Annotated in this window: 16 protein-coding genes; 7 read left to right on the top strand and 9 right to left on the bottom strand. The window is 61.5% G+C overall.

Features of this window, described 5'->3' with window-relative positions; all coding sequences use genetic code 11:
- Positions 1-15: 15 nt before the first annotated feature.
- Positions 16-1,938 (bottom strand): PrkA family serine protein kinase, encoded by a 1,923-nt coding sequence (locus I6L45_RS17455; RefSeq protein ID WP_043808309.1) that lies wholly within the window; start codon positions 1,936-1,938, stop codon positions 16-18.
- 541 nt (positions 1,939-2,479) lie between these two features.
- Entirely contained in the window at positions 2,480-4,417 is a 1,938-nt protein-coding gene (locus tag I6L45_RS17450) for an ATP-dependent DNA helicase RecQ (protein ID WP_216982771.1), read from the bottom strand.
- A 333-nt stretch (positions 4,418-4,750) separates the two neighbouring features.
- On the opposite strand from I6L45_RS17450, the gene sstT reads away from it, so the two are divergent.
- The gene (sstT, locus tag I6L45_RS17445) at positions 4,751-6,001 is read left to right on the top strand and encodes a serine/threonine transporter SstT (protein WP_216982770.1); all 1,251 of its coding nucleotides are present in this window, start codon (positions 4,751-4,753) and stop codon (positions 5,999-6,001) included.
- 754 nt (positions 6,002-6,755) lie between these two features.
- Here sstT and I6L45_RS17440 read toward each other — a convergent pair.
- From I6L45_RS17440 to pabB, 3 genes are all read right to left on the bottom strand, one after another.
- Entirely contained in the window at positions 6,756-8,054 is a 1,299-nt protein-coding gene (locus tag I6L45_RS17440; protein WP_216982769.1) for an HAAAP family serine/threonine permease, read from the bottom strand.
- Positions 8,055-8,218: 164 nt separating this feature from the next.
- Positions 8,219-8,836, bottom strand: coding sequence for a CoA pyrophosphatase (locus I6L45_RS17435; RefSeq protein WP_216982768.1), 618 nt, complete (start codon positions 8,834-8,836; stop codon positions 8,219-8,221).
- A gap of 50 nt (positions 8,837-8,886) precedes the next feature.
- Positions 8,887-10,257 carry an aminodeoxychorismate synthase component I gene (gene pabB / locus I6L45_RS17430; RefSeq protein ID WP_216982767.1) on the bottom strand — a complete coding sequence of 457 codons (1,371 nt, stop codon included), beginning with the start codon at positions 10,255-10,257 and terminating at the stop codon, positions 8,887-8,889.
- A 210-nt stretch (positions 10,258-10,467) separates the two neighbouring features.
- Between pabB and I6L45_RS17425 the strand changes: the two genes are divergently transcribed.
- Positions 10,468-11,991 carry a fumarate hydratase gene (locus I6L45_RS17425; protein ID WP_216982766.1) on the top strand — a complete coding sequence of 508 codons (1,524 nt, stop codon included), beginning with the start codon at positions 10,468-10,470 and terminating at the stop codon, positions 11,989-11,991.
- 179 nt (positions 11,992-12,170) lie between these two features.
- Here the strand turns inward: I6L45_RS17425 and I6L45_RS17420 are convergent, their stop codons facing one another.
- Entirely contained in the window at positions 12,171-12,650 is a 480-nt protein-coding gene (locus tag I6L45_RS17420; protein WP_216982765.1) for a cell division inhibitor, read from the bottom strand.
- 233 nt (positions 12,651-12,883) lie between these two features.
- Here I6L45_RS17420 and I6L45_RS17415 point away from each other — a divergent pair, with 233 nt between their 5' ends.
- On the top strand, positions 12,884-13,081 hold the full coding sequence (locus I6L45_RS17415) for a DUF4250 domain-containing protein (protein ID WP_216982764.1): 198 nt from the start codon (positions 12,884-12,886) through the stop codon (positions 13,079-13,081).
- Between the two features lie 393 nt (positions 13,082-13,474).
- Positions 13,475-15,949: a glycogen/starch/alpha-glucan phosphorylase gene (locus I6L45_RS17410; RefSeq protein WP_216982763.1), complete on the top strand. Its 2,475-nt coding sequence runs from the start codon at positions 13,475-13,477 to the stop codon at positions 15,947-15,949.
- 67 nt (positions 15,950-16,016) lie between these two features.
- On the opposite strand, the gene I6L45_RS17405 is transcribed toward I6L45_RS17410, so the two are convergent.
- The 3 genes from I6L45_RS17405 to trxC all read right to left on the bottom strand — a co-directional run bounded on the left by I6L45_RS17405 (position 16,017) and on the right by trxC (position 18,782).
- Positions 16,017-16,571, bottom strand: coding sequence for a cytochrome b/b6 domain-containing protein (locus I6L45_RS17405; RefSeq protein WP_216982762.1), 555 nt, complete (start codon positions 16,569-16,571; stop codon positions 16,017-16,019).
- Positions 16,572-16,801: 230 nt separating this feature from the next.
- Complete coding sequence (locus I6L45_RS17400) at positions 16,802-18,187, bottom strand: DASS family sodium-coupled anion symporter (protein ID WP_216982761.1); 1,386 nt, start codon at positions 18,185-18,187, stop codon at positions 16,802-16,804.
- Between the two features lie 154 nt (positions 18,188-18,341).
- The gene (gene trxC / locus I6L45_RS17395) at positions 18,342-18,782 is read right to left on the bottom strand and encodes a thioredoxin TrxC (RefSeq protein ID WP_216982760.1); all 441 of its coding nucleotides are present in this window, start codon (positions 18,780-18,782) and stop codon (positions 18,342-18,344) included.
- Between the two features lie 154 nt (positions 18,783-18,936).
- Between trxC and I6L45_RS17390 the strand changes: the two genes are divergently transcribed.
- The 3 genes from I6L45_RS17390 to I6L45_RS17380 all read left to right on the top strand — a co-directional run bounded on the left by I6L45_RS17390 (position 18,937) and on the right by I6L45_RS17380 (position 25,439).
- Positions 18,937-21,735 (top strand): response regulator, encoded by a 2,799-nt coding sequence (locus tag I6L45_RS17390; RefSeq protein ID WP_216982759.1) that lies wholly within the window; start codon positions 18,937-18,939, stop codon positions 21,733-21,735.
- A gap of 139 nt (positions 21,736-21,874) precedes the next feature.
- The gene (locus tag I6L45_RS17385) at positions 21,875-23,611 is read left to right on the top strand and encodes an ABC transporter transmembrane domain-containing protein (protein ID WP_216982758.1); all 1,737 of its coding nucleotides are present in this window, start codon (positions 21,875-21,877) and stop codon (positions 23,609-23,611) included.
- A 76-nt stretch (positions 23,612-23,687) separates the two neighbouring features.
- Positions 23,688-25,439 carry an ABC transporter transmembrane domain-containing protein gene (locus tag I6L45_RS17380; RefSeq protein WP_216982757.1) on the top strand — a complete coding sequence of 584 codons (1,752 nt, stop codon included), beginning with the start codon at positions 23,688-23,690 and terminating at the stop codon, positions 25,437-25,439.
- Positions 25,440-25,459: the final 20 nt, after the last annotated feature.

Genomic DNA, 25,459 nt, shown 5'->3' with positions numbered 1-25,459 from the left:
TTGAACAGGTCAGGGTCAGGATGACTTGCGGACCCTGAGATACCACTCGGAGAGCAGGCGCACCTGTTTGCGGGTGTAGCCCTTCTCCATCATCCGTTCGACAAAGTTATCGTGCTTCTTCTGCTCCTCGGCCGAGGTTTTGCTGTTGAAGGAGATAACCGGCAGCAGCTCTTCCGTGTTGGAGAACATCTTCTTCTCGATCACGGTGCGCAGCTTCTCGTAACTGGTCCAGTTGGGGTTACGGCCTGCATTGTTGGCCCGGGCACGCAGCACGAAGTTGACGATTTCGTTGCGGAAATCCTTCGGGTTGCTGATCCCGGCGGGTTTTTCGATCTTCTCCAGCTCGCTGTTGAGAGATGCCCGGTCAAACAGCTGGCCGGTCTCGGGGTCACGGTACTCCTGATCCTGGATCCAGAAGTCGGCGTAGGTGACGTAGCGATCGAAGATGTTCTGGCCGTACTCGGAGTACGACTCGAGATAGGCGGTCTGGATCTCTTTTCCGATGAACTCCACGTAGCGCGGGGTCAGGTAGCCCTTGATGAACTCCAGATAGCGATCGTGCAGTTCTTGCGGGAACTGCTCCCGTTCGATCTGTTGTTCCAGCACATAGAAGAGGTGCACCGGGTTGGCGGCCACTTCCGCGTGGTCGAAGTTGAAGACGCGGGAGAGAATCTTGAACGCGAAGCGGGTGGAGAGACCGTTCATCCCCTCGTCCACGCCGGCGTAGTCGCGGTACTCCTGGTAGCTCTTCGCCTTGGGATCCGTGTCCTTGAGGCTCTCGCCGTCATAGACCCGCATCTTGGAGTAGAGGCTGGAGTTTTCCGGCTCTTTGAGGCGCGACAGCACAGAGAACTGGCCCAGCAGCTCCAGGGTGCCCGGGGCGCATTTGGCCTCGGTCAGTTCGCTGTTGAACAGCAGTTTTTCATAGATTTTCACCTCTTCCGAGACACGCAGGCAGTAGGGCACCTTGACGATGTAAACCCGGTCGAGGAAGGCCTCGTTGTTCTTGTTGTTGCGGAACTGCTGCCACTCGGATTCGTTGGAGTGGGCCAGCAGGATGCCGTCGAAGGGGAGGGCGGAGAGCCCTTCGGTCCCGTTGTAGTTCCCCTCTTGCGTTGCGGTCAGCAGCGGGTGCAGCACCTTGATGGGGGCCTTGAACATCTCCACGAATTCCATCATCCCCTGGTTCGCCTTGCACAGGGCGCCGGAGTAGGAGTAGGCGTCGGCGTCATCCTGGGCATAGTGTTCCAGCATGCGGATATCCACCTTGCCCACCAGGGAGGAGATGTCCTGGTTGTTGTCATCGCCCGGTTCGGTCTTGGCGATGGCGATCTGGTCGAGAATGGAGGGGTTGACCTTCTCCACCTTGAACTTGGTGATGTCGCCGCCAAATTCGTGCAGGCGCTTGGCGACCCAGGGGGACATGATGGGTCTCAGGTAGCGGCGAGGAATGCCGTACTCCTTTTCCAGGATCTCGCCATCCTCCTCGATGTCGAACAGGCAGAAGGGGTGGTCGTTGACCGGTGAACCCTTGATGCGATAGATGGGCACCTTTTGCATCAGGGACTTGAGCTTCTCTGCCAGCGAGGATTTACCACCGCCAACCGGCCCCAGCAGATAGAGGATCTGTTTCTTCTCTTCCAGACCCTGAGCCGAATGTTTGAGATAGGAGACGATCTGCTCTATGGCATCTTCCATGCCATAGAAGTCTTTGAAAGCGGGATAGCGCGCGACGACGCGGTTGGAAAAGAGGCGGCTGAGGCGCGGATTGGTCGAGGTATCGATCATTTCCGGCTCGCCGATGGCTGTCAGCAGACGTTCGGCGGCGGAGGCGTAGCAGGATTTATCCTGTTTGCACATATCCAGAAACTCCTGGATGCTGTACTCCTCCTCTCTGGCCTTCTCATACCGCTGTTGATAGTGCTCGAAGATGCCCATAACTTAGCCCTCGTTATAGTCGCTTGCCCTGAAAAAGAGTGGATCACTACTTTTGTTCTGTTTACGTCTTAAGCCTAGTCAACAGCCCCCAGTAATCCATCGCCATCATTGGTTTAAGTTTGTACGGGAGCTTCCCGATCAAGATGCGGGAAGGTGCAGCCAATGACATACCTATGTTACTGACTGTTAAATTATTTCTGCCACGACAGTGATGTAAATGTCAAAGACATAAAAAATAAATGTTTGCGTGGCAGGGGGGAGAATAGAGGGTTTACCGATCCCGTGCAGCCGCAGTGCAGGCGGTGCAAGGGATGCGAAGAAAAGAGGGTAAAAATATATTCCGCTTACGTTAACGTAACGCATCCTGTTTGGTGTTTTAGCTCTAATTTTTACATTGACGCTACATTCTGGCTGCTCTAGATTGGCCCTGTGTCGAGCAGTCATCGCTTTAGCAAGAGAGTGGGTGATTGTGCAGATACTAAGCTCTGTTTAAGCACGTTTCCGTTGGCTTGACCCTCGCAACCGCGAGGGTCTTATTTTTTCAGCGTCCGGCGATTGAGGTCTCGTCGGGATAAAGCGCGGAGACCGCGCACAGCACGTCGGCGAAGGGGTGCGCCGCGAGTTGTCCAAAGCCCGCGAGTTGCCTAGCCTTGAGGCGGGTGGTGAGCGGGGTGGCGATGCCGCACAGGAAGCGCGTCAGTACCCGGGGCGAGCGCTGGTGGCTCAGGGCGACAAAGGGATCGCACCAGGCGCGCAGACCGTGTTCGTTTGGCAAGGGCGCAATCGGCTCCGGGGGCAGCTGGGCGACCTCTCCCCGGCAGACGGAACAGTGCCCGCACCGCTCGGGCGCCGCGTCGTCGGCAAAATAGCGGGCCAGTGCGTGGCTCAGGCAAGCGGTCGACGAGAAGAACGCCAGCAGGGCCTGCAGACGGCCCAGCTCGCTCTGCTCTTTCTTTTCAAACAGCCCATGGAGCTCTTCGGCCCGTGTCACCGTATCGATATGCTGGCGCAGCACCCGATAGACCTCGGTCATCTGTTTGCTTTCCAGCTCGATCCAGCCCTGCTGCTGCAGGTAATCCAGCGCCGCCGCGGCCCGCTGGCGTTCCCCCTGATATCCCTGCCACAGCGCATCGAAGTCCATGGTGCACCAGGTGCGCGCCTGGGGAGCGCACGCAAACAGCTGCTCCAGAAACTGGCGGCGTTCGGGATTGAAACGGGCAAGGATCTCCTGCTTTTCCAGCACGAGCTTGAAACGGTACTCGGCAAAGTAGCTGTAGGCTGGCGCTATGATGCCCGCCATCTCCAGATAGACCAGCAGGGTCTTGAGGGGCAGCTGGCGGATGTTGGTCTCGTTGGAGAGGCGCAGCAGGCTGAATTCCCACTCGCTCCCGCTTTGCAGCAGGATTTCGAGCAGCGTGACGATGGCCGAGCGATCCGGGGTGTCACCATAGACAAAATTCTCCAGCACCGGCAGCTGGGTACGGCTGGCCAGGACGGTACAGCGGGAGGGGAGGCCGTCGCGCCCGGCACGGCCTATTTCCTGGCTGTAGTTCTCGATGGATTTCGGCAGATCGTAATGAATGACCCGGCGAATGTCGGCCTTGTCGATACCCATGCCAAAGGCGATGGTGGCGACGATGCAAGCGATCTGGCCGGTCATGAAGTCGTGCTGGATCTGGCTGCGCAGGGCGGGATCCAGCCCCGCATGGTAGGCGCACGCCCGGATGCCGCTGGCCTGCAACTGCGCGGCGCACTGCTCTGCGCTGTGTTGCAGGGTGACATAGACGATGGTGGGGGCACCGGGATCCCGGTGCAGCTCCTCGCGCAGCCAGTTATCCCGTGCGCGCCCGCCCAGCGGGAGCACGGCCAGGTCCAGGTTGGGGCGATAGAAGCCGGTCACCACCAGATCTTCTCCGTCGATGGCGAACTTCTCCTGCATATCGGCCATGACCGCCGGGGTGGCGGTGGCGGTCAGCAGCAGTACCTGAGGAATGCCGAGCTCGCGGCGATGATCCGGCAACTTCAGGTAGTCGGGGCGAAAGTTGTGACCCCATTCCGAGATGCAGTGGGCTTCGTCCACCACCAGCAGGGAGAGGGGTACCTGGGCGATGAAGCGGCGAAAGCGTTCGTTCTTGAGGCGCTCTACCGAGATCATCAGGATCTTGAGCTGGCCATCGCTGGCCTGCTGCATCACGTGCCGGCTCTCTTCCACCGTCTGGCTGGAGTCCAGGGTCGCGGCCGCGATCCCCTTGCGCTGCAAGAAGGCGAGTTGATCGTGCATCAGCGCCAGCAGGGGGGAGATGACCAGGGTCAGGTGCGGCAGTGCCAGAGCGGGCAGCTGATAGCAGAGGGATTTGCCAGCCCCGGTCGGGAAGATGGCCGCCGCACTCTTGCCCGCCAGCAGACGGCTGATCACCGCCTCCTGACCCGGGCGCAATTGATCGAAGCCGAAGTGTCGTGTCAGCAGAGAGGTGATCATGGCAAGGCTCCTTGACAAAGGGCGACATCATACCACTCCTGGGCCCCCCGTGACCGAGGATCGGACTGGTTTGGTGACATTTCAACCGGCGTTGATATTGTGTTATCACATTGTTGTAGATTTTTTGTGAGGTAACCCTGATATTTTTCAGTGATTATGTGGAAAAAAACGATGGCAGATGGGATATTCCTTGTCCGCAACCCCACGCGAACGGGACAGATCCACCAGAAGAGCTGCCCACGGCGCCACCGTCATCGGACCGGTACCAATGCGCGGGGCTGGTTGCCAACAGGACTAATGATTCACGCACCATGAGTGCACAGGGACTACTTGATGACACAACAACACCCCCTCATTCGACTGGTCAACAGCACCAGTCTGGTTAGCCAGATCCTGGTCGGTCTGGTATTCGGTATCCTCCTTGCCATGTTCATGCCCGAGTGGGCCAAGGCGGCGGGCCTGCTTGGCAGCCTGTTCGTCGGCGCCCTGAAGGCCGTGGCGCCGCTGCTGGTCTTCGTGCTGGTGATGTCGGCGATCATCGGCCACAAGCAGGGTCAGAAGACCAACATGAAACCTATTCTGCTGCTCTATGTGCTGGGTACCTTCCTGGCGGCAGCGGTGGCCGTGGTCGCAAGCTTCCTCTTCCCTTCCGACCTGCACCTGGTGGCCGGCAACGCCGAGATCACGCCGCCTGGCGGCATCACGGAAGTGCTGCAGACCCTGCTGTTCAACGTGGTGACCAACCCGGTGAAAGCGCTGCTGGACGCCAACTACATCGGCATCCTGGCCTGGGCCATCGGCCTTGGCATCGCCATGCGTCACGCCAATGAGAGCACCAAGGCGCTGATTTCCGATCTGTCCCACGGGGTGTCTACCATCGTCAAGGCCGTGATCCGTTGCGCCCCGCTCGGCATTCTGGGTCTGGTCGCATCCACCCTGGCCGAGACCGGCTTCGACGCACTGTTCGGCTATGCCCAGCTGCTGGTGGTGCTGATCGGCTGCATGCTGTTCATCGCCTTCGTGGTCAACCCGCTCATCGTGTTCTGGAAGATCAAGCGCAATCCCTATCCGCTGGTGCTGACCTGCCTGAAAGAGAGCGGCGTGACCGCCTTCTTCACCCGCAGCTCCGCGGCCAACATCCCGGTCAACATGGCCCTGGCCGAGAAGCTGCGCCTGCCGGAAGATACCTATGCGGTCTCCATCCCGCTGGGAGCCACCATCAACATGGCCGGCGCCGCCATCACCATCACCGTGCTCTCCATGGCGGCGGTGCACACTCTGGGCATGGAAGTGGATCTGGCGACGGCCATTCTGCTCTCCGTGGTCGCCACCATCAGCGCCTGCGGCGCTTCCGGCGTGGCTGGCGGCTCCCTGCTGCTGATCCCGCTGGCGTGCAGCCTGTTCGGCATCAGCAACGACATCGCCATGCAGGTGGTGGCCGTTGGCTTCATCATCGGGGTGTTGCAGGATTCCGCCGAAACGGCCCTCAACAGCTCCACCGACGTGCTGTTCACCGCGGCTGCCTGCATGGCCGAGGATGAGAGCCTGCTGGATGCCGCTCCGGTTCCCAGCCGCGAAGCCTGATCTTCTCGTTTTAAACGAGATGCTGGCGCCCTCCTCGGAGGGCGCTTTTTATTGCCTGCCCTCTGCCCTCTGCCCTCTGCCCTCTGCCCTCTGTCATCAACCATCAACCATCTGCCATCAACCTCAGCGCGGTCAGTTCCTGACCGTCTCGTAGGATGTGCTCCCGGATCTTTCCTGCATCGCCCCGGTGTTGGCTATGGGGCTGATCACGGCGCCTGGTCGAGGGGCTTGCCAGGGGGCGAGGGCCTGTGCTGGTGAACCCAAAAGGCTCCATGCCACAGACCCGAAAAGCGATTTGACCTGGACTGTCGTGAGGGCAGACGGTTTGCCGATGCCTGAGTGCCTGCCCACTCTTCTATCAGATCCGTCGACCTGAATCGGTGGTGACGGCAAGCGCCACTGGCGCGGTCCGCGCTGGCGGGGGGCGTCCGCGATCTAGTGTCTTTCGCCAGTTCTCTTTGCCCGGTCACGCCTCTTTGTGAAAACGTCCGGCGCTTGCACTTAGGTAGAGGGCGCGATGGTGGCGTGGCGGCAAGAGGGAGATGCGAACGGATGGGATAGGCAAGGGAAGAGGGCAAGGGTCTTCGTTGCCTGTGATGGTGTCAGGAGGGGCAGTGGCTGGAATGGGTTGGAAGAGGGGGGCGGGAAGGCTTGCCTTGACAGGCGCTGTAATAAACACAGCCCGGCAGACTGAGCCTGCCGGGCTGTGGGGGATGAGTCGGGCCAGGGGGGCCCGACGCTATCGAGGGCGGGATTAGCCGACCAGCTGATAGAGGATGGCGGAGATGGCGATAAGACCCATGACTGCCACGAAGACGTTGCTGATCTGACCCTGGTATTTCGCCATGGCCGGTACGCGCTTGATGGCGTACATGGGCATGAGGAACAGGATGGTGGCGATGATGGGGCCACCCAGGGACTCGATCATCCCGAGGATGGAGGGGTTGATCACGGCCACGCCCCACAGGGTCAGGATGAAGAAGGCGATGATGAACAGCTCGATCTTCTTGTGGTTCGGCTCTTTGCCGGAGTTGCGCATGTTCTGGACGATCATCCCTTTCAGGCCTTCACGGGCACCCAGATAGTGACCGAAGAAGGAGGAGACGATGGCCACGAAGGCAACCAGCGGACCGAAGTAGGAGATGATGGGGCTGGCATGCTGGTTGGCCAGGTAGGAGAGCACGGCGATGTTCTGGGACTTGGCTTCTGCCAGTTGGGCCGGTGTCAGGCTCATCACGCAGGAGAAGACGAAGAACATCACGAAACCCAGCAGGATGAGGGCGGTGCGCTTGAGGATTGCGTCGGACTTGGCGACGGCATTGTCACCGTGATCGCGACGCTGGGCCAGGGCGAAGCTGGAGATGGCCGGGCTGTGGTTGAAGGAGAACACCAGCACGGGAATGGTCAGCCACAGGGTGGTGGCAAAGTCCTTGGCGCTTGGCACTTCGCTCAGGGCCGCGCCGGTCCAGTCCGGAATGAGGTAGAGGGAGATACCGGCCAGAATGGCGATGAGCGGGTAGACCAGGAATTCGGTGACCTTCAGCATCAGCTTCTCGCCAGCCAGCATCACGGACATCATGGCCATGATCAGCACGATGGAGAGGATCCAGCGCGGTGGCGGCGTCATCTGCAGCTGGTTGACCAGGAAGCTTTCCACCGTGTTGGTGATGCCCACCCCGTAGATCAGCACGATGGGGTAGATGGCGAAGAAGTAGAGCAGGGTGATGAGCTTGCCGGCACCGATGCCGAAGTGCTCTTCCACCACCTCGGTGATGTCTGCGTTGGGCTGCTTGGAGGAAAGCACGAAACGGGCCAGGCCGCGGTGAGCCAGGTAGGTCATGGGGCCGACCAGCAGCGCCATCACGACCAGCGGCCAGAAGCCACCCATGCCGGCGTTGATGGGCAGGAACAGGATGCCAGCACCGACTGCGGTACCGAACAGGCTGATCACCCAGGTGGAGTCTTGCTTGCTCCAACCACGTGCTTGGGTAGAGCGGGTTCCTTGCTCCTGTACGGCTGCAACATCCTGTGCGCCAGTGACTGTATTGGACATGTGTCTCACCCCGAATGTGTGGTTTTAATTAGTCGGCGCAAGAATACTGTCTTTTTAATCAAAAATGTTGATCAAATTCACCTTTATCAGGTCGAAACCCGTACTTTCTTGTAGAAATGTGATCAAAAGAATAAAAAATCAAAATTTATTTATCATATGCAATGTTATTTGAGTGTTAATTGGATAATTTCTCGCCCGGTTAAGTTATCAATATGTTGCTCTGACAGGTGCTGGGCCAACTGGCGGATCATGCTGGCGGTGGCGCCCCAGATGAAGGAGTGGCCCCAGGGGATCCAGTAGATGGTGTGGTGTCTGCCCGATCGCGGCAGGGTGAGGGCGATGTGATGGGCCGGGTTCAGCACATGGCTCAAGGGCACCTCGAAGGCCTGCGCGACCTCATCCTGGCTCAGGGTCAGGCGATAGCCGGGGTCGAGCATGGCCAGCACCGGCAGCACATCGTAGCGGGAGACGGTGTTGAGGGGGGTGAGACTGCCGATGACCCGGATCTGGGCGGCGGGGATGCCGAGCTCCTCCTCGGTCTCCCGCAGTGCCGTGTGGATCAGACTCTCGTCCTCCGGATCCTGGCGTCCGCCGGGAAAGCTGATCTGACCCGGGTGGTGGCGCAGGGCCGGGCTGCGCCGGGTCAACAGCAGGTGGAGGCCCCGGGGGCGCTCCACCAGGGGCATCAAGACCGCCGCTGGCTTGAGCCCCCCCAGTGCCAGGCGATGGGCGGGGGCGGGGCGTTGCAGCAGGAAGCGGGTCAGCAGCTCGGTGCGCGTCATCTGAATGTGGTCCTCCTCTGCTCTTGGGTCTGCGGTGCCGCATGCCAGATTCATAGCGTGCCCAGCAGCGGCAGGATGCGGGCCACCTTGTCGTAGGTCTCCTGATACTCGGCGTCCGGGTCGGAGTCGGCGATGATGCCGCCCCCCGCCCAGCAGTGGAGGTGACCGGTTTCGGCGATCAGGGTGCGAATACAGATGCTGGTGTCCATCCGCCCATGCTGGCTCAGGTAGCCGATGCTGCCGCAGTAGGCGTTGCGTCTGTGGGGCTCCAGCTCCTCGATGATCTCCATTGCCCGGATTTTGGGGGCGCCCGTGATGGAGCCGCCGGGGAAACAGGCACGCAACAGATCCACGCCCTGCCAGCGGGCATCCAGCTCCCCGTGAATGGTGGAGACCAGGTGGTGCACCGCAGGGAAGGACTCCACGGCAAAGAGGTGCGGCACGGTGACGGTGCCCGGGCGGCTCACCCGGCCGATGTCGTTGCGCAGCAGATCCACGATCATCAGGTTCTCCGACCTGTCCTTGTCTGCGTGGGCTAGCTCGTCCGCCACCCGGGCGTCTAGCTCGGGATCCGGATGGCGGGGGCGGGTGCCCTTGATGGGTTTGGTTTCGATATGGCGATCGTCGAGCAGCAGAAAGCGCTCGGGGGAGAGGCTCAAAATGGCGCTCTGGGGCAGGCGGAAAAAGGCGGAGAACGGCGCCTTGTTGGCGGCACTGAGGGCGCAATAGGCGAACCACTCGTCTCCCTCATAGGGGGCGCTGAAACGCTGGGTCAGGTTGATCTGGTAGCAGTCTCCCGCCGCCAGATAGGCCTGGATGCGGGCAAACTTGTCGCCATACTCGGCCCGGCTCATGTTGCTCTGCCAGGGGCCCAACAAGCCAAAGGGGCGCGTCTCCTGCCCGGTTTGTGCCATCAGCCACGCCAGCCGGCGGTCGAGTCCGGTCTCGTCCCCCCAGTGCACCAGCTGCCAGCGGTCGGTCGCCACGTCCCGCAGCAAGGCCCAATCGTAGATGCCCACCGCCATGTCGGGGACCTGGATGTCCCTTTGGGCCCGTGTGGGCAGACGCTCGAATCGCCGCCCCAGATCGTAGCCGAACAACCCCAGGGCTCCCCCGATAAACGGCAGGCCAGAGTTATCCTCCACCTGATCACCGAGCAGGGCCTGCTGGGTATCGGCGAGCAGGGCGAGGGGATCCTCGTGGTGGTGGCTCAGGTGCCCAGCCCGGGTGAGGCTGGTGCTCTCACCCCGGGTCTCCAGGGTGGCCAGAGGATCGGCACTGATGATGTCAAAGCGGTTGTCGGCCCCCTGGGGGCCGGCGGATTCCAGCAGGATGGCCCAGGGCTGGTGTTGCAAGCGGGCAAACCAGGTGTGGAGCGAGGCTTGCGGGTCGAAATGGTGGATATGCAGTCTTGGTTTCATTTTTTGTTACATAGGCAACAGTTTGCACCCGGCTCCCTAGCCGGTTCGGGTGGTCAAGCGTATCATGGCCGCCGGCATTTTTAAGAAAAACACCGTTATAAAAACACGCCGTAGTCTGCCGGCTCCAGGTGCATTTGCCGCCTGCCGAAGGCCCGGCTCATATGGAAGCCCTTGCTCGCGCTAGCGATAACAAGGACCAGTGAGGATGATATGAGCATCATTAAAAAACAGGACTTTATCGATTCCATTGCTGACGCCCTGCAGTACATCTCCTTCTACCACCCCCTCGATTTCGTGCAGGCCGCCAAGGCCGCCTACGACCGCGAGATCAACCCGGCCGCCAAGGATGCCCTGGCCCAGATCCTGATCAACTCCCGCATGTCTGCCGAAGGTCATCGCCCGCTCTGTCAGGACACCGGCATCGTCACCTGTTTCGTCAAGATCGGCATGCAGGTGCAGTGGGACAGCGACATGACGGTCCAGGAGATGGTGGACGAAGGCACCCGCCGCGCCTACACCAATCCGGACAACCCGCTGCGTGCCAGCGTGCTGGCCGATCCGGCCGGCAGCCGCAAGAACACCAGAGACAACGCCCCGGCCGTGGTGCACATCGACATGATCCCCGGCGACAAGGTAGAGGTGAGCATTGCGGCCAAGGGGGGCGGCTCCGAGAACAAGTCCAAGATGGTGATGCTCAACCCCTCCGACGACGTCGTCGAGTGGGTGCTGAAAACCGTGCCGACCATGGGCGCCGGCTGGTGCCCGCCGGGCATGTTGGGTATCGGCATCGGCGGCACCGCCGAGAAGGCGGCCGTGCTCGCCAAGGAAGCCCTGATGGAGCACATCGACATCCAGGAGCTGATCGCCCGTGGTCCCGAGACCACCGAAGAGAAGCTGCGGGTCGAGCTCTATGACAAGGTCAACCGGCTGGGGATCGGCGCCCAGGGCCTCGGCGGTCTCACCACCGTGCTCGACGTGAAGGTGAAATCTGCCCCGACCCACGCCGCCTCCAAGCCCGTGGTGATGATCCCCAACTGCGCTGCCACCCGCCACGTGCATTTCGAGCTCGATGGCTCGGGCCCGGCGGAGCTGACCCCGCCCAAGCTGGAAGACTGGCCGGAGATCACCCGCGAGTCCGGCGGCAACGTGCGCCGTGTCAACGTGGATGGCATCACCAAGGCCGAGCTCGCCAGCTGGAAGAGTGGCGATACCGTGCTGCTCTCCGGCAAGATCCTGACCGGTCGCGATGCCGCTCACAAGCGTATCGCCGACATGCTCAAGAATGGCGAAGGGCTGCCGGAAGGGGTCGATTTCACCAACCGCTTCATCTATTACGTGGGTCCGGTCGACGCGGTCCGTGACGAAGTGGTTGGCCCGGCCGGCCCCACCACCTCCACCCGGATGGACAAGTTCACCGACATGATGCTGGGGGAAACCGGCCTCATCGGCATGATCGGCAAGTCCGAGCGTGGCCCCAAGACGGTCGAGAGCATCAAGCAGCACCAGGCCGTCTATCTGATGGCGGTGGGTGGCGCCGCCTACCTGGTGGCGAAAGCCATCAAGAAGGCGCGCGTGGTGGCCTTTGCCGATCTGGGGATGGAGGCCATCTACGAGTTCGAGGTGGAAGACATGCCGGTCACCGTGGCGGTCGACTCCCAGGGCAACAACATCCATGAAACCGGGCCGGCCTACTGGTCTGCCAAGATTGCCGAGCTGGATACCAAGCTGGCGTGATGCGTTTCAACCCCGCGTGCCGGGGGCGGGCAAGGTGCCCGGCATGGCCATGACGAAAGGCGACCTCTGGGTCGCCTTTTTTGTGCTCCGCATTTGCCTGCTGCAGCGCAGTGACAATGACTAGATAGCCGGATAACGCAGCGATCATCCTTGCGGCTGCTCTGGCTCCGGAGGCGCGATCAGTGGTTCAGGTACACATCCTGACCGCCGTAGCTCATGGCGCTCCCCTGGGAGGGGGCGGGCTCGAAGAAGCGGGTCAGGACGCCGGCGCGCTGGCCTAGGGTGTTCAATCTGCCGCGATCCAGGGCAACCTGCTCCGGCAGCCAGGTCAGTACGGCGGCGCAGTGGCCATTGACCAGGCTCTGCTCCAGCAGACGCTGCCAGTTCCTGATCTTGCGACCGTGCACGACCAGCACCCTGGCAGGGTTGATCCCACGTGCCTGCAGCTGTTCGGCCACGGGCAGGCCGGGCGGTGCGATGAGCAGGATCCAGCCGCTGTCGCTCTGGCTCAGACGCCCCAGGGCATCCAGCAACGGCGTCTCCTGCAGGTGTGCGCCAAGCCGATGATCATGCCCCATCTTGCTCTGATGGCGGGTAGGCCAGGTGGTGATCACACCGGCAGAGGAGGAGAGAGGGCGATGACTCAGGGGCTGGCTCATATGTCGTTCCTGTATGAATAACCATGCTGTATGCGTATACAGTAGTTCTATCCAGTGGAAGTGACAAGCCATTTGTGGTTAAAAATGTGAGCTAATTAACAAGGTTCATGGTTAACCTATTGAATATCAATGGTATTTACATCCTTGTTGGCGCGGGTGTTTTTTGACCTGTAGACAAAGTGCGGGCCGGCGCCCATGGTTATACAGTCTGTATGACCAGAGGAGGGGGCAAGATGGACATCAGTACCTTGCAGCGGCTGGATGCCAATATTCTGCTCGGGATCATCAACGAGAAGCTGCGGCTGGAGTGCGATGGTCTGGAAGAGCTGCTGGCTTACTACGACATGACGGAGGATCAGCTGGCGACCCGTCTGCAGCAGATTGGGTATCACTACGACCCCGTGAGCAACCAGTTCAAGGCTCATGGTTAATTGGCATGGCAGGGTGCTCCGTCTGGAGCACCTTCCTTTTATTGCCCCTTGACCATGGCAAGGATTGAAAGCGGTTTCATCCACCATCATCTTGCCCGTTATTTTCACGTATTTTCAGCCGTAGGCAAACATTGAAAACCTATTCATGGGACTATCTTTTTTTGTTTTATGTATGCCTTTGATTTTATTGTGTATTTATATTTTGTTCAGGCGATTTAAAGGAAAGGGTTTTCATGGTGAAACTGTCATTTTTATGCGTTAAAGTGTGACTCACGTTAACTTTTAAACCCCAGCCTTTAGCTAGTATGCCCACGCCGGAGCATATTCAGAGATAACAACAGCACCGGTCCCCAATGGGATGACATTTTTATTTGTAACGAAGGAAAATGGTTTATGGCTACCAAGAAGAAGACAGACCAGGATCTCCAACTGGATAAAGATCAGCTCAAGGCGAGTATCGTGCGTCACCTGCGTTCTACCTTGGGTACAAGCGAACAGAAAGCCTCTCCGGATGCCTGGTGGAAAGCGACCGCTGCCGCCGTCAATGAACAGGTGTACGAGCGCCTGACCCGCACTCAGCAGACTCACTTCAAGAAAGATACTCGTGCGATTCACTATCTCTCTGCTGAATTCCTGATGGGGCGTCTGACCTCCAACAACCTGCACAACCTATCCCTGTACAAGATCTGCGAAGAAGCGCTGGGTGAGCTGGGTCTGGAACTGACCGATCTGTGTGAGCAAGAGCCGGACATGGCCCTCGGCAACGGTGGTCTGGGCCGTCTGGCAGCCTGTTTCATCGACTCCCTGGCCACCCTCAACTACCCGGCGGTCGGCTATGGCATCCATTACGAGCACGGTCTGTTCCGTCAGGAGATCCAGGATGGTCGCCAGATCGAGCGTCCGGACTCCTGGCGCGAATACGGCAACCCCTGGGAGATCTGCCGCCCGGAATCGGTGCAGGAGATCCCCCTCTACGGCTACGTGGAAACCGTGTTTGGTGACAAGGGTGGCCTGAAGAAGGTGTGGCACGCCGGTCGCAAGATCAAAGGGGTGCCCTGGGACATTCCTGTGGTCGGCTTCGGTGGCCACACCGTCAATATCCTGCGTCTGTGGGAATCCCGTGCCTCCGAGTTCTTCGACTGGGACGTGTTCAACGCCGGTGGTTACATCGACTCCCAGGCCGAGAAGGCCCAGGCCGAGACCATCTCCAAGGTGCTCTACCCGAACGACGAGACCGACGCGGGCAAGGAGCTGCGCCTGATCCAGCAGTACTTCTTCTGCGCCTGCTCCATCAAGGACATCCTGCGCCGCTACAAGCGGGTACACGGCGCCGATTTCAGCAACTTTGCCGCGCAGATCGCCATCCAGCTCAACGATACCCACCCGACCGTGGCCATCCCCGAGCTGATGCGCGTGCTGGTTGACGAAGAGGGGCTGAACTGGGATACCGCCTGGGGCATCTGCTACCAGGTCTTCTCCTACACCAACCACACCCTGCTGCCCGAGGCGCTGGAGAAGTGGTCCGTCAGCCTGTTCGAGAAGGTGCTGCCCCGCCATCTGGAAATCATTTACGAAATCAACGCCCGCTTCCTGAACGAGCTGGTGGAGCCCAAGTGGCCGGGTAACGACGCCATCAAGGCCAAGCTTTCCATCATCGAAGAGGGTGACGTGCGCAAAGTGCGCATGGGCAACCTGTGCGTCATCGGCTCCTCCAAGGTGAACGGTGTGGCCGAGATCCACTCCAAGCTGGTGAAAGAAGACCTCTTCCCCGAGTATGCCGAGCTGTGGCCGGAGAAGATGTGCAACGTCACCAACGGCGTGACTCCCCGTCGCTGGCTGCTGGCCTGCAACCCCGAGCTCGCCGGGCTCTACAACGAGGTGGTGGGCAAGGAGTGGCCGCTGCAACTGGACAAGCTGCGCAGCGTGGTGAAGTTTGCCGATGACAAGGCCTTCCAGCAGCAGTTCATGAGCATCAAGCGCCACAACAAGGAGAAGCTGGTCAAGGTCATCAAGGCCGAAACCGGCATCGACGTGAGCGCCGAGGCGATCTTCGACGTCCAGATCAAGCGTCTGCACGAATACAAGCGCCAGCAGCTGAACCTCATCCACATCATGGCGCTCTACCGTCGCCTGCTGGCGAACCCGGATTATGACATGCATCCGCGCGTGTTCATCTTCGGCTCCAAAGCGGCGCCCGGTTACAAACTGGCCAAGGACATCATCTACGCCATCAACAAGCTGGCTGAGCGGGTCAACAACGATGCCCGTATCCAGGGCAAGCTGAAAGTGGTGTTCATGCCGAACTACCGCGTGAGCCTGGCCGAGAAGCTGATCCCGGCGGCGGACGTCTCCGAGCAGATCTCCACCGCAGGTTACGAGGCATCCGGTACCGGCAACATGAAGATGGCACTGAACGGCGCCATCACCATAGGTACCCTGGACGGCGCCAACATCGAGATCGCCGAAGAGGCGGGCGCCGAGAACTGCGCCATCTTCGGTCTGAACGTGGACGAGGTGAAGTCCCTGAAGGCGCGCGGCTACAACCCGTACGACTTCTACTACGCCAACTCCGAGCTCAAGGCTGTACTGGACTGGTTCGATACCGACTACTTCACGCCCGGCCGCCCGGGGGAGCTCTCCTCCATCAAGCGTTCTCTGCTGGAAGGGGGGGATCCCTACCTGACCCTGGCGGACTTCGAGTCCTACTCCGAGGCACACAAGCTGATCGATGCCTGGTACCGGGATCCGGCTCTGTGGGCGAAGAAGGCCATCATCAACTCCGCCACCATGGGCAAGTTCAACTCCGACCGCTCCATCCAGGACTACGTGGACCGGATCTGGAAGCTGACAAGCTGCAGCGTCGGTTGAGTGCCATCCCTGATGAAAAACCCCGCATGGCGGGGTTTTTTTATGTCACATGAATAGCGCTGTGCCATCAGGGATTGTCGACCACCCGGGTGCCCGCCGGGACCCGTTTCCTGCCGGTGATCATCCCCCTGACGAGATCCCCCCGCACCAGGCGATCGAGGGCGATGACCGCCAGCACATGGATGAAGATGGCGACCTGCAGCGTCTTGGCAAAGAACTCGTGCACCTCCTCCATGAGGTGGCTGCCGGAGAGCGGCCCGAACTCGGTCAGGATCCCGCTAACAGCCGTGCCTACCAGGCAGGTCAACAGCAGCAACACCATCAGGGATCCCAGGGGATTGTGGCCGGCATAATAGGGATGCCGCCCCTTGAACGTTTCCTTGAGATAGGCGATGACGCCGGCCGGCGTCGGCAGCCAGTGGGCAAAGCGGGCGTGGTAGGAGCCGATGAATCCCCACAAAATGCGCAGCACCAGCAGTCCGGCAAGCGCGTATCCCGCATAGCGGTGGTTGCGCGCACCCTCCTCGAGAATGAACAGATTCAGTACGCACAGAGCGACGGTGGCCCAGTGAAAGATCCTGACCACACCGTCCCACACCTTGATCTCCTTGCTGCTTTGCATCGCTTTCTCCATGGCATTTCCCTCTCGTTGTGATGGGTTGGTGCCATCCGCCTCACGGAGGACACCCTTATCGTTGCCTGCATCATGGGAGGGATTTCTTAAGGACGTGTTAATGCAGGAGGGAGTGATTGCCTTGTCAGGTCTCACGTGACGCACGCAAAACAAAGCCCCGACATTGCGGGGCTTTGAGGTCATTCCGTCAGGTCGCCGGTATCAAGAGGCGGTGGGGTTCAATGGAGAATATCCCCCATGAAATAGGCCAGCATGGTCAGAATGACGGTGAACACCAGGTTCAGCACCAGGCCCGCCCGCATCATCTCCCGCTGCTGGATGTGGCCGCTCGCGAAGACGATGGCGTTGGGCGGTGTGGCCACCGGCAGCATGAAGGCGCAGGAGGCGCCGACCGCGATCAGCACGGACACCACGATGGGGGAGACCCCCAGCGCTTCGGCCACCCCGGCGAACAGCGGCACCAGGAGCGCGGCGGTGGCGGTGTTGGAGACCAGCTCGGTCAGGAACACCACGAAGGCGGCCAGGCAGAGCAGGATCACGAAGATCGGCATGGTGGCGAGGCCGCTGGAGAGGTGCTCCGCCAGGAAGGCATTGGCCCCGGTCTGCTTCAGGATGGCGCTTAAGGTGAGGCCACCTCCGAACAGCAGCAGCACGCCCCAGTCGGTGTTCTGGTTGATGTCATCCCAGTTGGCCACCCGGCTGACGGCGATGGCCAGGATGGCGCCCATGGCGATCAGGGTATCGAACTGGGGAATGCCACCCAAGGCCTTGGCGAGAGGCTGGGAGCCGATCCACAGCAGTACAGTGGTGAGGAAGATGAGCAGGGTCACCTTGCGCTGGCCCGTCCACTCGATGGTGACCTGCTCGGTGCTGACCTGATGGGAGAGGTCGGGACGGGTCACCAGATAGAGCAGGCCGATGCCCACCGGCATGAAGATGAGTACCACGGGAATACCGAATTTCAGCCAGTCGGTGAAGCCCAGTCCCATCTGGGCGGCGGCGATGGCATTGGGGGGGCTGCCCACCAGGGTGCCGATACCGCCGATGCTGGCGCTGTAGGCGACGCCAAGCAGAACGAAGACCAGGGTACGGCGCTCCTTGTGGACATCCAGCCCCTTGAGCATGCCGAGGGCCAGCGGCATCATCATGGCGGCGGTGGCGGTGTTGCTGATCCACATGGAGAGGGCTGCCGTGATGGTGAAGAGCACGATGGCGGCCCAGCCGAGGTGTCCCTTGGCGAGTTGCATCACCTTGGCGGCGATCTGGGTGTCCAGTCCCTGCTTGGAGAGCGCTGCCGCCAGGGCAAAGCCGCCAAAGAAGAGGAACAGGACGGGGTTGGCGAAGTCGGTCAGCGACTTGCTCATGTCGAATACCCCGAGCAGGGTAGCGAGCACGGGAATGGAGATGGCGGTGATGGTGATGTTGACCGCCTCGGTCAGCCAGAGGATGGCGATGAAGATCAGGATGGCGAGCCCCTTGTTGACCATGGGATCAAAGGGTAGCCAGGCCAGCATGGCACAGAGCAGGAGCAGATCCAGGATGACGATCCCGGACTTGATGTCCAGCCAGCGCGAGGGGGTGGAGGGTAGTGCTGAGGTATGCATGTTGTTCTCTCGGTTAATTTATGGTTGTTGTTGTGTTGCCGAGATTACATTCAAGCCCCTGTTTGAAACAGGGGCTTGTGGTCAAACCATGTGGCGACTCACAGAGTCAAGTGAAAATGGATCCTGTATTAAACAAAAATTAAACATTCTGTTTTCATTTGGCTGTATTGACAAAGGAGAGCAGCCACTCCTTGAACATCCCCTTGGGCAGAGCCCCGCTGCGCTGGGCCAGGATCTTCCCCCCCTGGAAGATCATCAGGGTCGGAATGCTGCGGATGGCGTAGCGGCTGGCAACGGCGGCCTCCTGCTCTGTGTCGAGCTTCACGAAACGCAGGCGGGGTTCAAGCTCCCGGGCGACCTCCTGGAAGATGGGGGCGAACTGCATGCAGGGACCGCACCAGCTAGCCCAGAAATCGACGACCACCGGAATGTCGGACTGGATCAGGGCATCGAACTGCGCCAGTCGACCCACTACCGGGCTCTGGGCGAAGAGGGGATCGTGACAGCGCCCGCACTTTGCATTTGAGTCTGCTTTTTCGGCTGGCAGGCGGTTGCGGGTAAAGCATTGGCTACAATAGGTGGTGACAAGTGACATAATTGCTTCCTTATTTCATGGCCCGGCAACATCTTTATTGCATTCAGAGCGCCGACTAACGGTAACATAGCACTCAGGTGTTTTTCACAGTGGGCCCTCCGGTCGTGACCCTTCGTCACCGGGTGGCCGACCATGACATGAGAATCGAGACGGGATGAAGAGTGTTGCACGGGTGAATCGTGTTGTCTTTGGCCTTATCATCGTATCGCTGCTGGCGTTTTCTGCCTATTGCTGGCAATTGCTCAGCCAGCAGCAACGCGCCTTTGATCTGAGCGTGGCTGCGGAGCTGGTTCTGAATCGGGTCAATACCGACACCGTGTATCTGCTTGGGCGCGAGAAGGCCAGCGATGGCAGTGTGCAGCAGCGCCTCAGCCTGCTGTCCAGCAATCTGGACCGCTTCGTGAGCAAGGTGCGCGAAGACCCGGATTCGGCCGGAGATCCCGGCTCCCAAGCACTGCAGCGGGACATCGACGGCTATCTGCTGGATCTCGCCAAGCTCTACACCATAGAGATGACCATAGAGTACCTGGCGCCCCGCTTCGAGGGGCAGATCCGGGCGCTGCAGGGGAGCTTGCCGGCTGGTGAGGGGCAATATCGCGATCTCACCGAGCTGCAGCGTCTGAGTCACTTTCTCAGGCGCAGCTGGGACACGAGTGAGCAGCGCCACCTGCTGGCACTGCAGCAGCGCCTGCTGGACCTCTATCAGGGGCAGCCCAGGGTGGCGGCCGCCGTCCGGCTGAGCGAGGAGCTCAACCAGCAGGTGATGGAGTACCACCGCCTGCGCAATCACATTGTCGAGATGAAGGGGCTCAGCTCGCTGCCCGCGTGGAAGCAGAGCAAGCTGGAGCTGGCGTCCTCCCTCAAGAGCCGGTTCTATCTGATGGTGCTGGGGGGGGCGCTGCTCTGCTTCTCTCTGGTGGCCGCGACCCTGTGGCGCCGCAACCAGAAGCTGAGCGAGCTCTCCCGCCATGCCGGCTTGCTGGCCCAGGCCAAGAGCGATTTCCTGGCCAACATGAGCCACGAGATCCGTACCCCCATGAACGCCATCATCGGCTTCAGCGCCCTGGCCCTGCAGAGCAACCTGGATCCCCAGCAGCGGGATTATCTCAACAAGATCAAATCCTCGTCAGATACCCTGCTGCTGCTCATCAACGACATCCTGGATCTCACCAAGGTGGAGTCCGGCAAGCTGACGCTGGAGGAGATCGACTTCGATCTCAGCGAGCAGCTCGACTCCCTGGCCGCCATGTTTGCCGACCTGGCGGAGCGCAAGCACATCGAGGTCATCATCAACAAGTCCCCTGCCGTACCGGATTTCCTGCGCGGGGATCCGCTGCGTCTCGGTCAGGTGCTGGTCAATCTGGTCAACAACGCCATCAAGTTCACCGAGCGGGGGGAGGTGGAGGTGGCCATCACCCTGGTCAATCAGCATCCCATGCGGGTCTGTTTCAGCGTGCGTGACACCGGCATCGGCATCGCCCCGGAGAAGGTGGCGCAGCTGTTCCAGCCCTTCACCCAGCTGGAGGCGGGCAACACCCGCAAATACGGTGGCTCCGGTCTGGGCCTCAACATCTCACAGCGCCTGGTGGGGCTGATGGGGGGGGAGATCCGGGTGCAGAGCAAGCCCGGGGTGGGCTCCACCTTCCTGTTCGAGATCCCCATCTCCCAGGCGGTCTACGGGGTCTCCGGGCGCCGGGTCTTCTTCGATCATCAGCCTCTCATCCTGATGATGGATGACAACGAGTTGGTGCTGGAGCTGGCCAAGGACATCCTGGGCCGCGCCGGCGCCACCGTGATCGCGGTCAACAGCCTCTCCCGGGCCCGCCAGGTGCTGCGGGAGGAGGGGCACCATATCCGGCTCGCCATCTTCGACTGGCGCATGGGCCAGGAGGATGGTCTGGATCTCGCCCTCGAGATGCACCAGCACAGCCAGTGGCGGCGACTGCCCGTCCTGATGACCAGCGCCTGGTCAAGGGAGGGGCTGCACGGGCGCATGGAGAGCATGGGGCTGACCCACTTCCTGGCCAAGCCGATGACAGAGAACGCCCTGCTGGCCAAGGTGGACGAGCTGCTCAATGGCAGCTCCCACGACAGCAAGGTCCGTCAGGCCGAGGTGCAGGGGGATCAGCAGCATTTTCGCGATCTGCTGCAGGGCACCCGGGTGCTGCTGGCGGAAGACAACAGGGTCAACCAGCAACTCATCATGGAGTACCTGCGCCGGGTGGATGCCAAGGTCACCGTGGTGGATAACGGGCGCGAGGCGGTGGAGCAGGTGGCGGAGCAGCCGTTCGACGTCATCCTGATGGATCTGCAGATGCCGGTGCTGGACGGGCTGGATGCAACCCGCCAGATCCGCAAGATGGTGGACAAGCACGACGTCCCCATCATCGCCCTGACCGCGAGCGCCATGCCGGGGGATCGGGAGCGTTGCCTCGGGGTCGGCATGAACGGCTATGTGACCAAGCCGGTGAGCAAGCTGGATCTCTACAACAACCTGCTGCAGTGGGTGAAGAACAGCGACGGCGAGTCCAGGGTGCCCCTCGAGGTCAAGCCGCCGGATCTGATGGGGGTGCTGGATCTGGACGATGCCCTGCGTCGGTTGGAACAGGACAGGGAGGCGCTGCAGATCCTGTTCAAGCTGTTCCTCTCCGAGCACAGGGACGATCTGTGGGACATACGCTCCGCCTTGCGCCGCCAGCAGCCCGAGGTGGCGTGCCGGCTGCTGCACACCCTCAAGGGGGTGTCGGCCAACATCTCCGCCTCCCGCCTGCAACAGCTGGCCGGGGAGCTGGAGTGGCGGCTTAGGCTGCAGGAGGAGCTGAGCGAGGGGGAGTTGAACCAGCTGCAGCAGGTCTTCACCCAGACCCGGGAAGAGGTGTCCCACTTCCTGCTGACCGGGGAGTCGCAGGAGTCGGTCGCCTTCCCGTTCTCGCCTCAGGACAAGCGGATCTGAGGGGCCAGATAGCAATCGTTCTCAAGTCGCCCGCTTCGAGCTATGATGACCGACCCCATCGCCCCCGCCACGGGGGCGATTGTATTGGGCTTCTCTCTATGACCAGGCGGCGTCCCGTGCCGCGAGCAAGGATTTTACTGTGAGCGTATTTTTGCGGCTTGGCTGGTTCTTCAAGGATCAGTGGCGGCGTTATCTGATGGCCATCTCCCTCCTGATGCTGGTGGCCCTGTTGACCGTGATCCCCCCCAAGGTGGTGGGCTGGGTGGTGGATGGCATCACCCAGGGAGGGCTCGATAGCGCCCGGTTGACGGGCTATCTCGCGGGGCTGTTCGGCCTTGGCCTGCTCATCTATCTGCTGCGCTACGTGTGGCGGGTCATGCTGTTCGGCGCCTCCTACCGGCTCGCCTATGTGCTGCGCAATCGGCTCTTCACCCACTTCACCCGCATGAGCCCGGACTTCTACCAGCGCCATCGCACCGGCGATCTGATGGCCCACGCCACCAACGACATCCAGGCGGTGGAGATGACCGCCGGGGAGGGGGTGCTGACCCTGGTGGACTCCATGATCGTCGGCATCCTAGTGCTCTCCATCATGTGCAGCCAGTACTCCTGGCAGCTGACCCTGCTCTCCCTGCTGCCGCTGCCGGTGATGGCGTTCTTCATGAACCGCTTCGGCACCCAGATCTACAAGGAGTTCAAGGCGGCGCAGGGGGCCTTCTCCCGCCTCAATAACAAGACCCAGGAGGCCCTCTCCGGGGTGCGTGTGCTCAAGTCCTACGCGGTGGAGTCTCTCGAAGACAAGGGCTTTGCCGAGCTGACCCGCCAGGCGGGGGAGCGCAACATGGCGGTGGCGCGCATCGACGCCAAGTTCGACCCAGTCATCTATCTGTGCATAGGCTGCTCCTATTTCCTCGCGGTGGCTGGCGGCAGCGCTTTGGTGCTGCGTGACGAGCTGACCCTGGGGGAGCTCACCAGCTTCACCATGTACCTGGGGCAGCTGATCTGGCCCATGTTCGCCATCGCCTGGCTGTTCAACATCATAGAGCGGGGCAGCGCCGCCTATTCGCGCATCGAGAGCCTGCTGGCCGAGCGCAGCGACATCGAGGAGCCCGCCTCGCCGCAGCCGCTCGCCTCGCCCTTCCCCCTGGCAATGAAGGGGGTGGCCTACCGGCTCGAGTCGCGCACTCTGCTCCATGGCATCGACCTTACCTTGTCCGGGGGAGGCATGCTCGGCATCGTGGGGCGTACCGGCGCGGGCAAGAGCTCCCTGCTCAAGCTCCTGATGCGCCTGGCCAACCCGAGCGCCGGGCAGATCACAATGGGCGGCGTGCCCATCGAACGGCTGGCCCTTGGCGAGCTGCGCAGCCAGTTTGCCTACGTGCCCCAGGAGCCCTTCCTGTTTTCCACCACCATAGCCGCCAACATCGCCCTCGGCAGGCCGGATGCCAGCCAGGAAGAGATAGAGCGGGTGGCGCGCATCGCCTGCGTGCACGATGACATCGTCCGTTTCCCCAGGGGGTACGAAACCGAGGTGGGGGAGAAGGGGGTGACCCTTTCCGGCGGCCAGAAGCAGCGGCTCGCCATCGCCCGGGCCCTCTTGCTGGAGGCGCCCATCCTGGTGCTGGACGACGCCCTGTCGGCGGTGGATGCCCACACCGAGCAGCAGATCCTGCACGCCCTCAAGGCCCACAAGCGCACCCTCATTCTGGTGAGCCACCGCATGACGGCGGTGGAGCAGGCGGACGAGATCCTGGTGCTGGAGCAGGGGCACGTCAGCGAACGGGGCCGCCACGGCGCCCTGATGGCCCACAACGGCTGGTATGCGGACATGGTCCGTTACCAGCGCCTCGAACAAGATGTGGAGGAGAGCCTGTGAACCCAAACATGACAAGGCTGTCGGGTGATCTGTTGCGCCCGTTCTCTGCCCCTGAAACACGCGCTGGGGAGTCTCTGTGAACCCGACGATCAAACGCCTGCTGGCCTATTGCGCCCGTTACCCCGCCTGGCTGACCCAGGCGGGCATCTGCCTGCTGCTGGCCACCGGTGCCGAGGTGGCGGGTCCCCTGCTCATCAAGCTCTTCATCGACGACTACCTGGCGCCGCGCCGGCTGGAGTGGGGCGTCATCGCCGCCATCGCGGCGGGCTATCTCGGCCTGCAGGTACTCTCGGCCGCGGGTTTTTATCTGCAATCCCTGCGCTTCAACCGCATCGCCCAGGCGGTGGTGCAGCGTTTGCGCGAGCAGGTGTTTGCCACCGCGATCCGATTGCCTGCCCGCTACTTCGACAAGCATCGCTCCGGCTCGCTTATCTCCCGCATCACCAACGACACCGAGGCGATCATGAACCTCTATGTGCAGGTGATCGGGCTCCTGGTGCAGAAGGTGGTGCTCCTGTGTGGCATCCTCCTCTCCATGGCGCTGCTGGATCTGCGCCTGATGCTGGTGTGCGCCGCGCTGCTGCCGGCGGTGGGGGCCGTGATGTGGCTCTACCAACGCCTGAGCGTACCCGTGGTGCGGGCGACCCGCAGCCTGCTCTCCGACATCAACAGCCGCCTCAACGAGTCGCTTCAGGGGATGCCGGTCATTCAGGCCATGGTGCAGGAGCGCCACTTCGCCAACGCCTTCGCCGGGGTCAACCAGGAGCACTGGGCCGCCAGGATCAAGGGGCTCAAGATCAACGGCATCCTGCTGCGCCCCCTCATCGATCTCTTCTACATGATGGTGCTCATCGGCCTGCTGGCCCTGTTTGCCCACGAGGGGCTGAGCGCGGGGGGCGCCATCCAGGTGGGGGTGCTCTACGCCTTCATCAGCTATCTCGGGCGGATGATCGAGCCCCTGATCGAGATGACCAACCAGCTCAACCAGCTGCAACAGGCCATGGTGGCGGGGGAGCGGGTCTTCGCCCTGCTGGACGAAACCCGTGAGAGCACGGCGGGGGAGGCGGTGTCCCTGGAGGGGCGGGTCAGTTTCGAGGGGGTGAGCTTCTCCTACGACGGGGAGCAGCGGGTGCTGCACGAGGTGAGCTTCGCCACCCGGCCCGGCCGGATGCTGGCGCTGGTGGGTCACACCGGCAGCGGCAAGTCCACCATCATCAGCCTGCTGATGGGCTTCTATCCCCTGGATCAGGGGACGATCCGGTTCGATGATCACCCCATGGGCGAGCTGGCACTCGCGGCGGTGCGCCGCAGCATCGGCTTGGTGCAGCAGGATCCCTTCATCTTCGTCGGGACTCTGGCAGAAAACCTGCGCCTCGGGCGCGACGGCATCGCGGATGAACGGCTCTGGCAGGCCCTGGAAGAGGTGCAGCTCGCCGACTTCGTGCGCCGCCTGCCGCAGGGGCTCGAGACCCTGATGGAGGAGGGGGGCAAGAACCTCTCCGCTGGCCAGCGCCAGCTGCTCTCCTTTGCCCGCGCCCTGGTGGGGGATCCGCGCATCCTCATCCTGGACGAGGCGACCGCGAGCGTGGACTCCCAGACCGAGCTCGCGCTCTCCCAGGCGCTTGCGGCGGCGCGCCGTGGCCGCACCACCATCGCCATCGCCCATCGTCTCTCCACCATCGTCGATGCGGACGAGATCCTGCTGCTCTCTCGCGGTCAGGTGAGCGAGCGGGGCACCCATGGCGAGCTGATGGCGCTCGGGGGGCACTATGCCCAGCTGTTCGAGATGCAGAGCCAGGGGGCCTGGCTCGAGGAGAGGCGGGCCTGAGCGCGGGTCAATTCAAGGCG

The sequence above is a fragment of the Aeromonas sp. FDAARGOS 1415 genome (genome assembly GCF_019048365.1).
GTDB lineage: Bacteria > Pseudomonadota > Gammaproteobacteria > Enterobacterales > Aeromonadaceae > Aeromonas > Aeromonas taiwanensis.
Note: the sequence above shows the minus strand (reverse complement) of the source record. Positions and strands in the feature narration are given on the sequence as shown.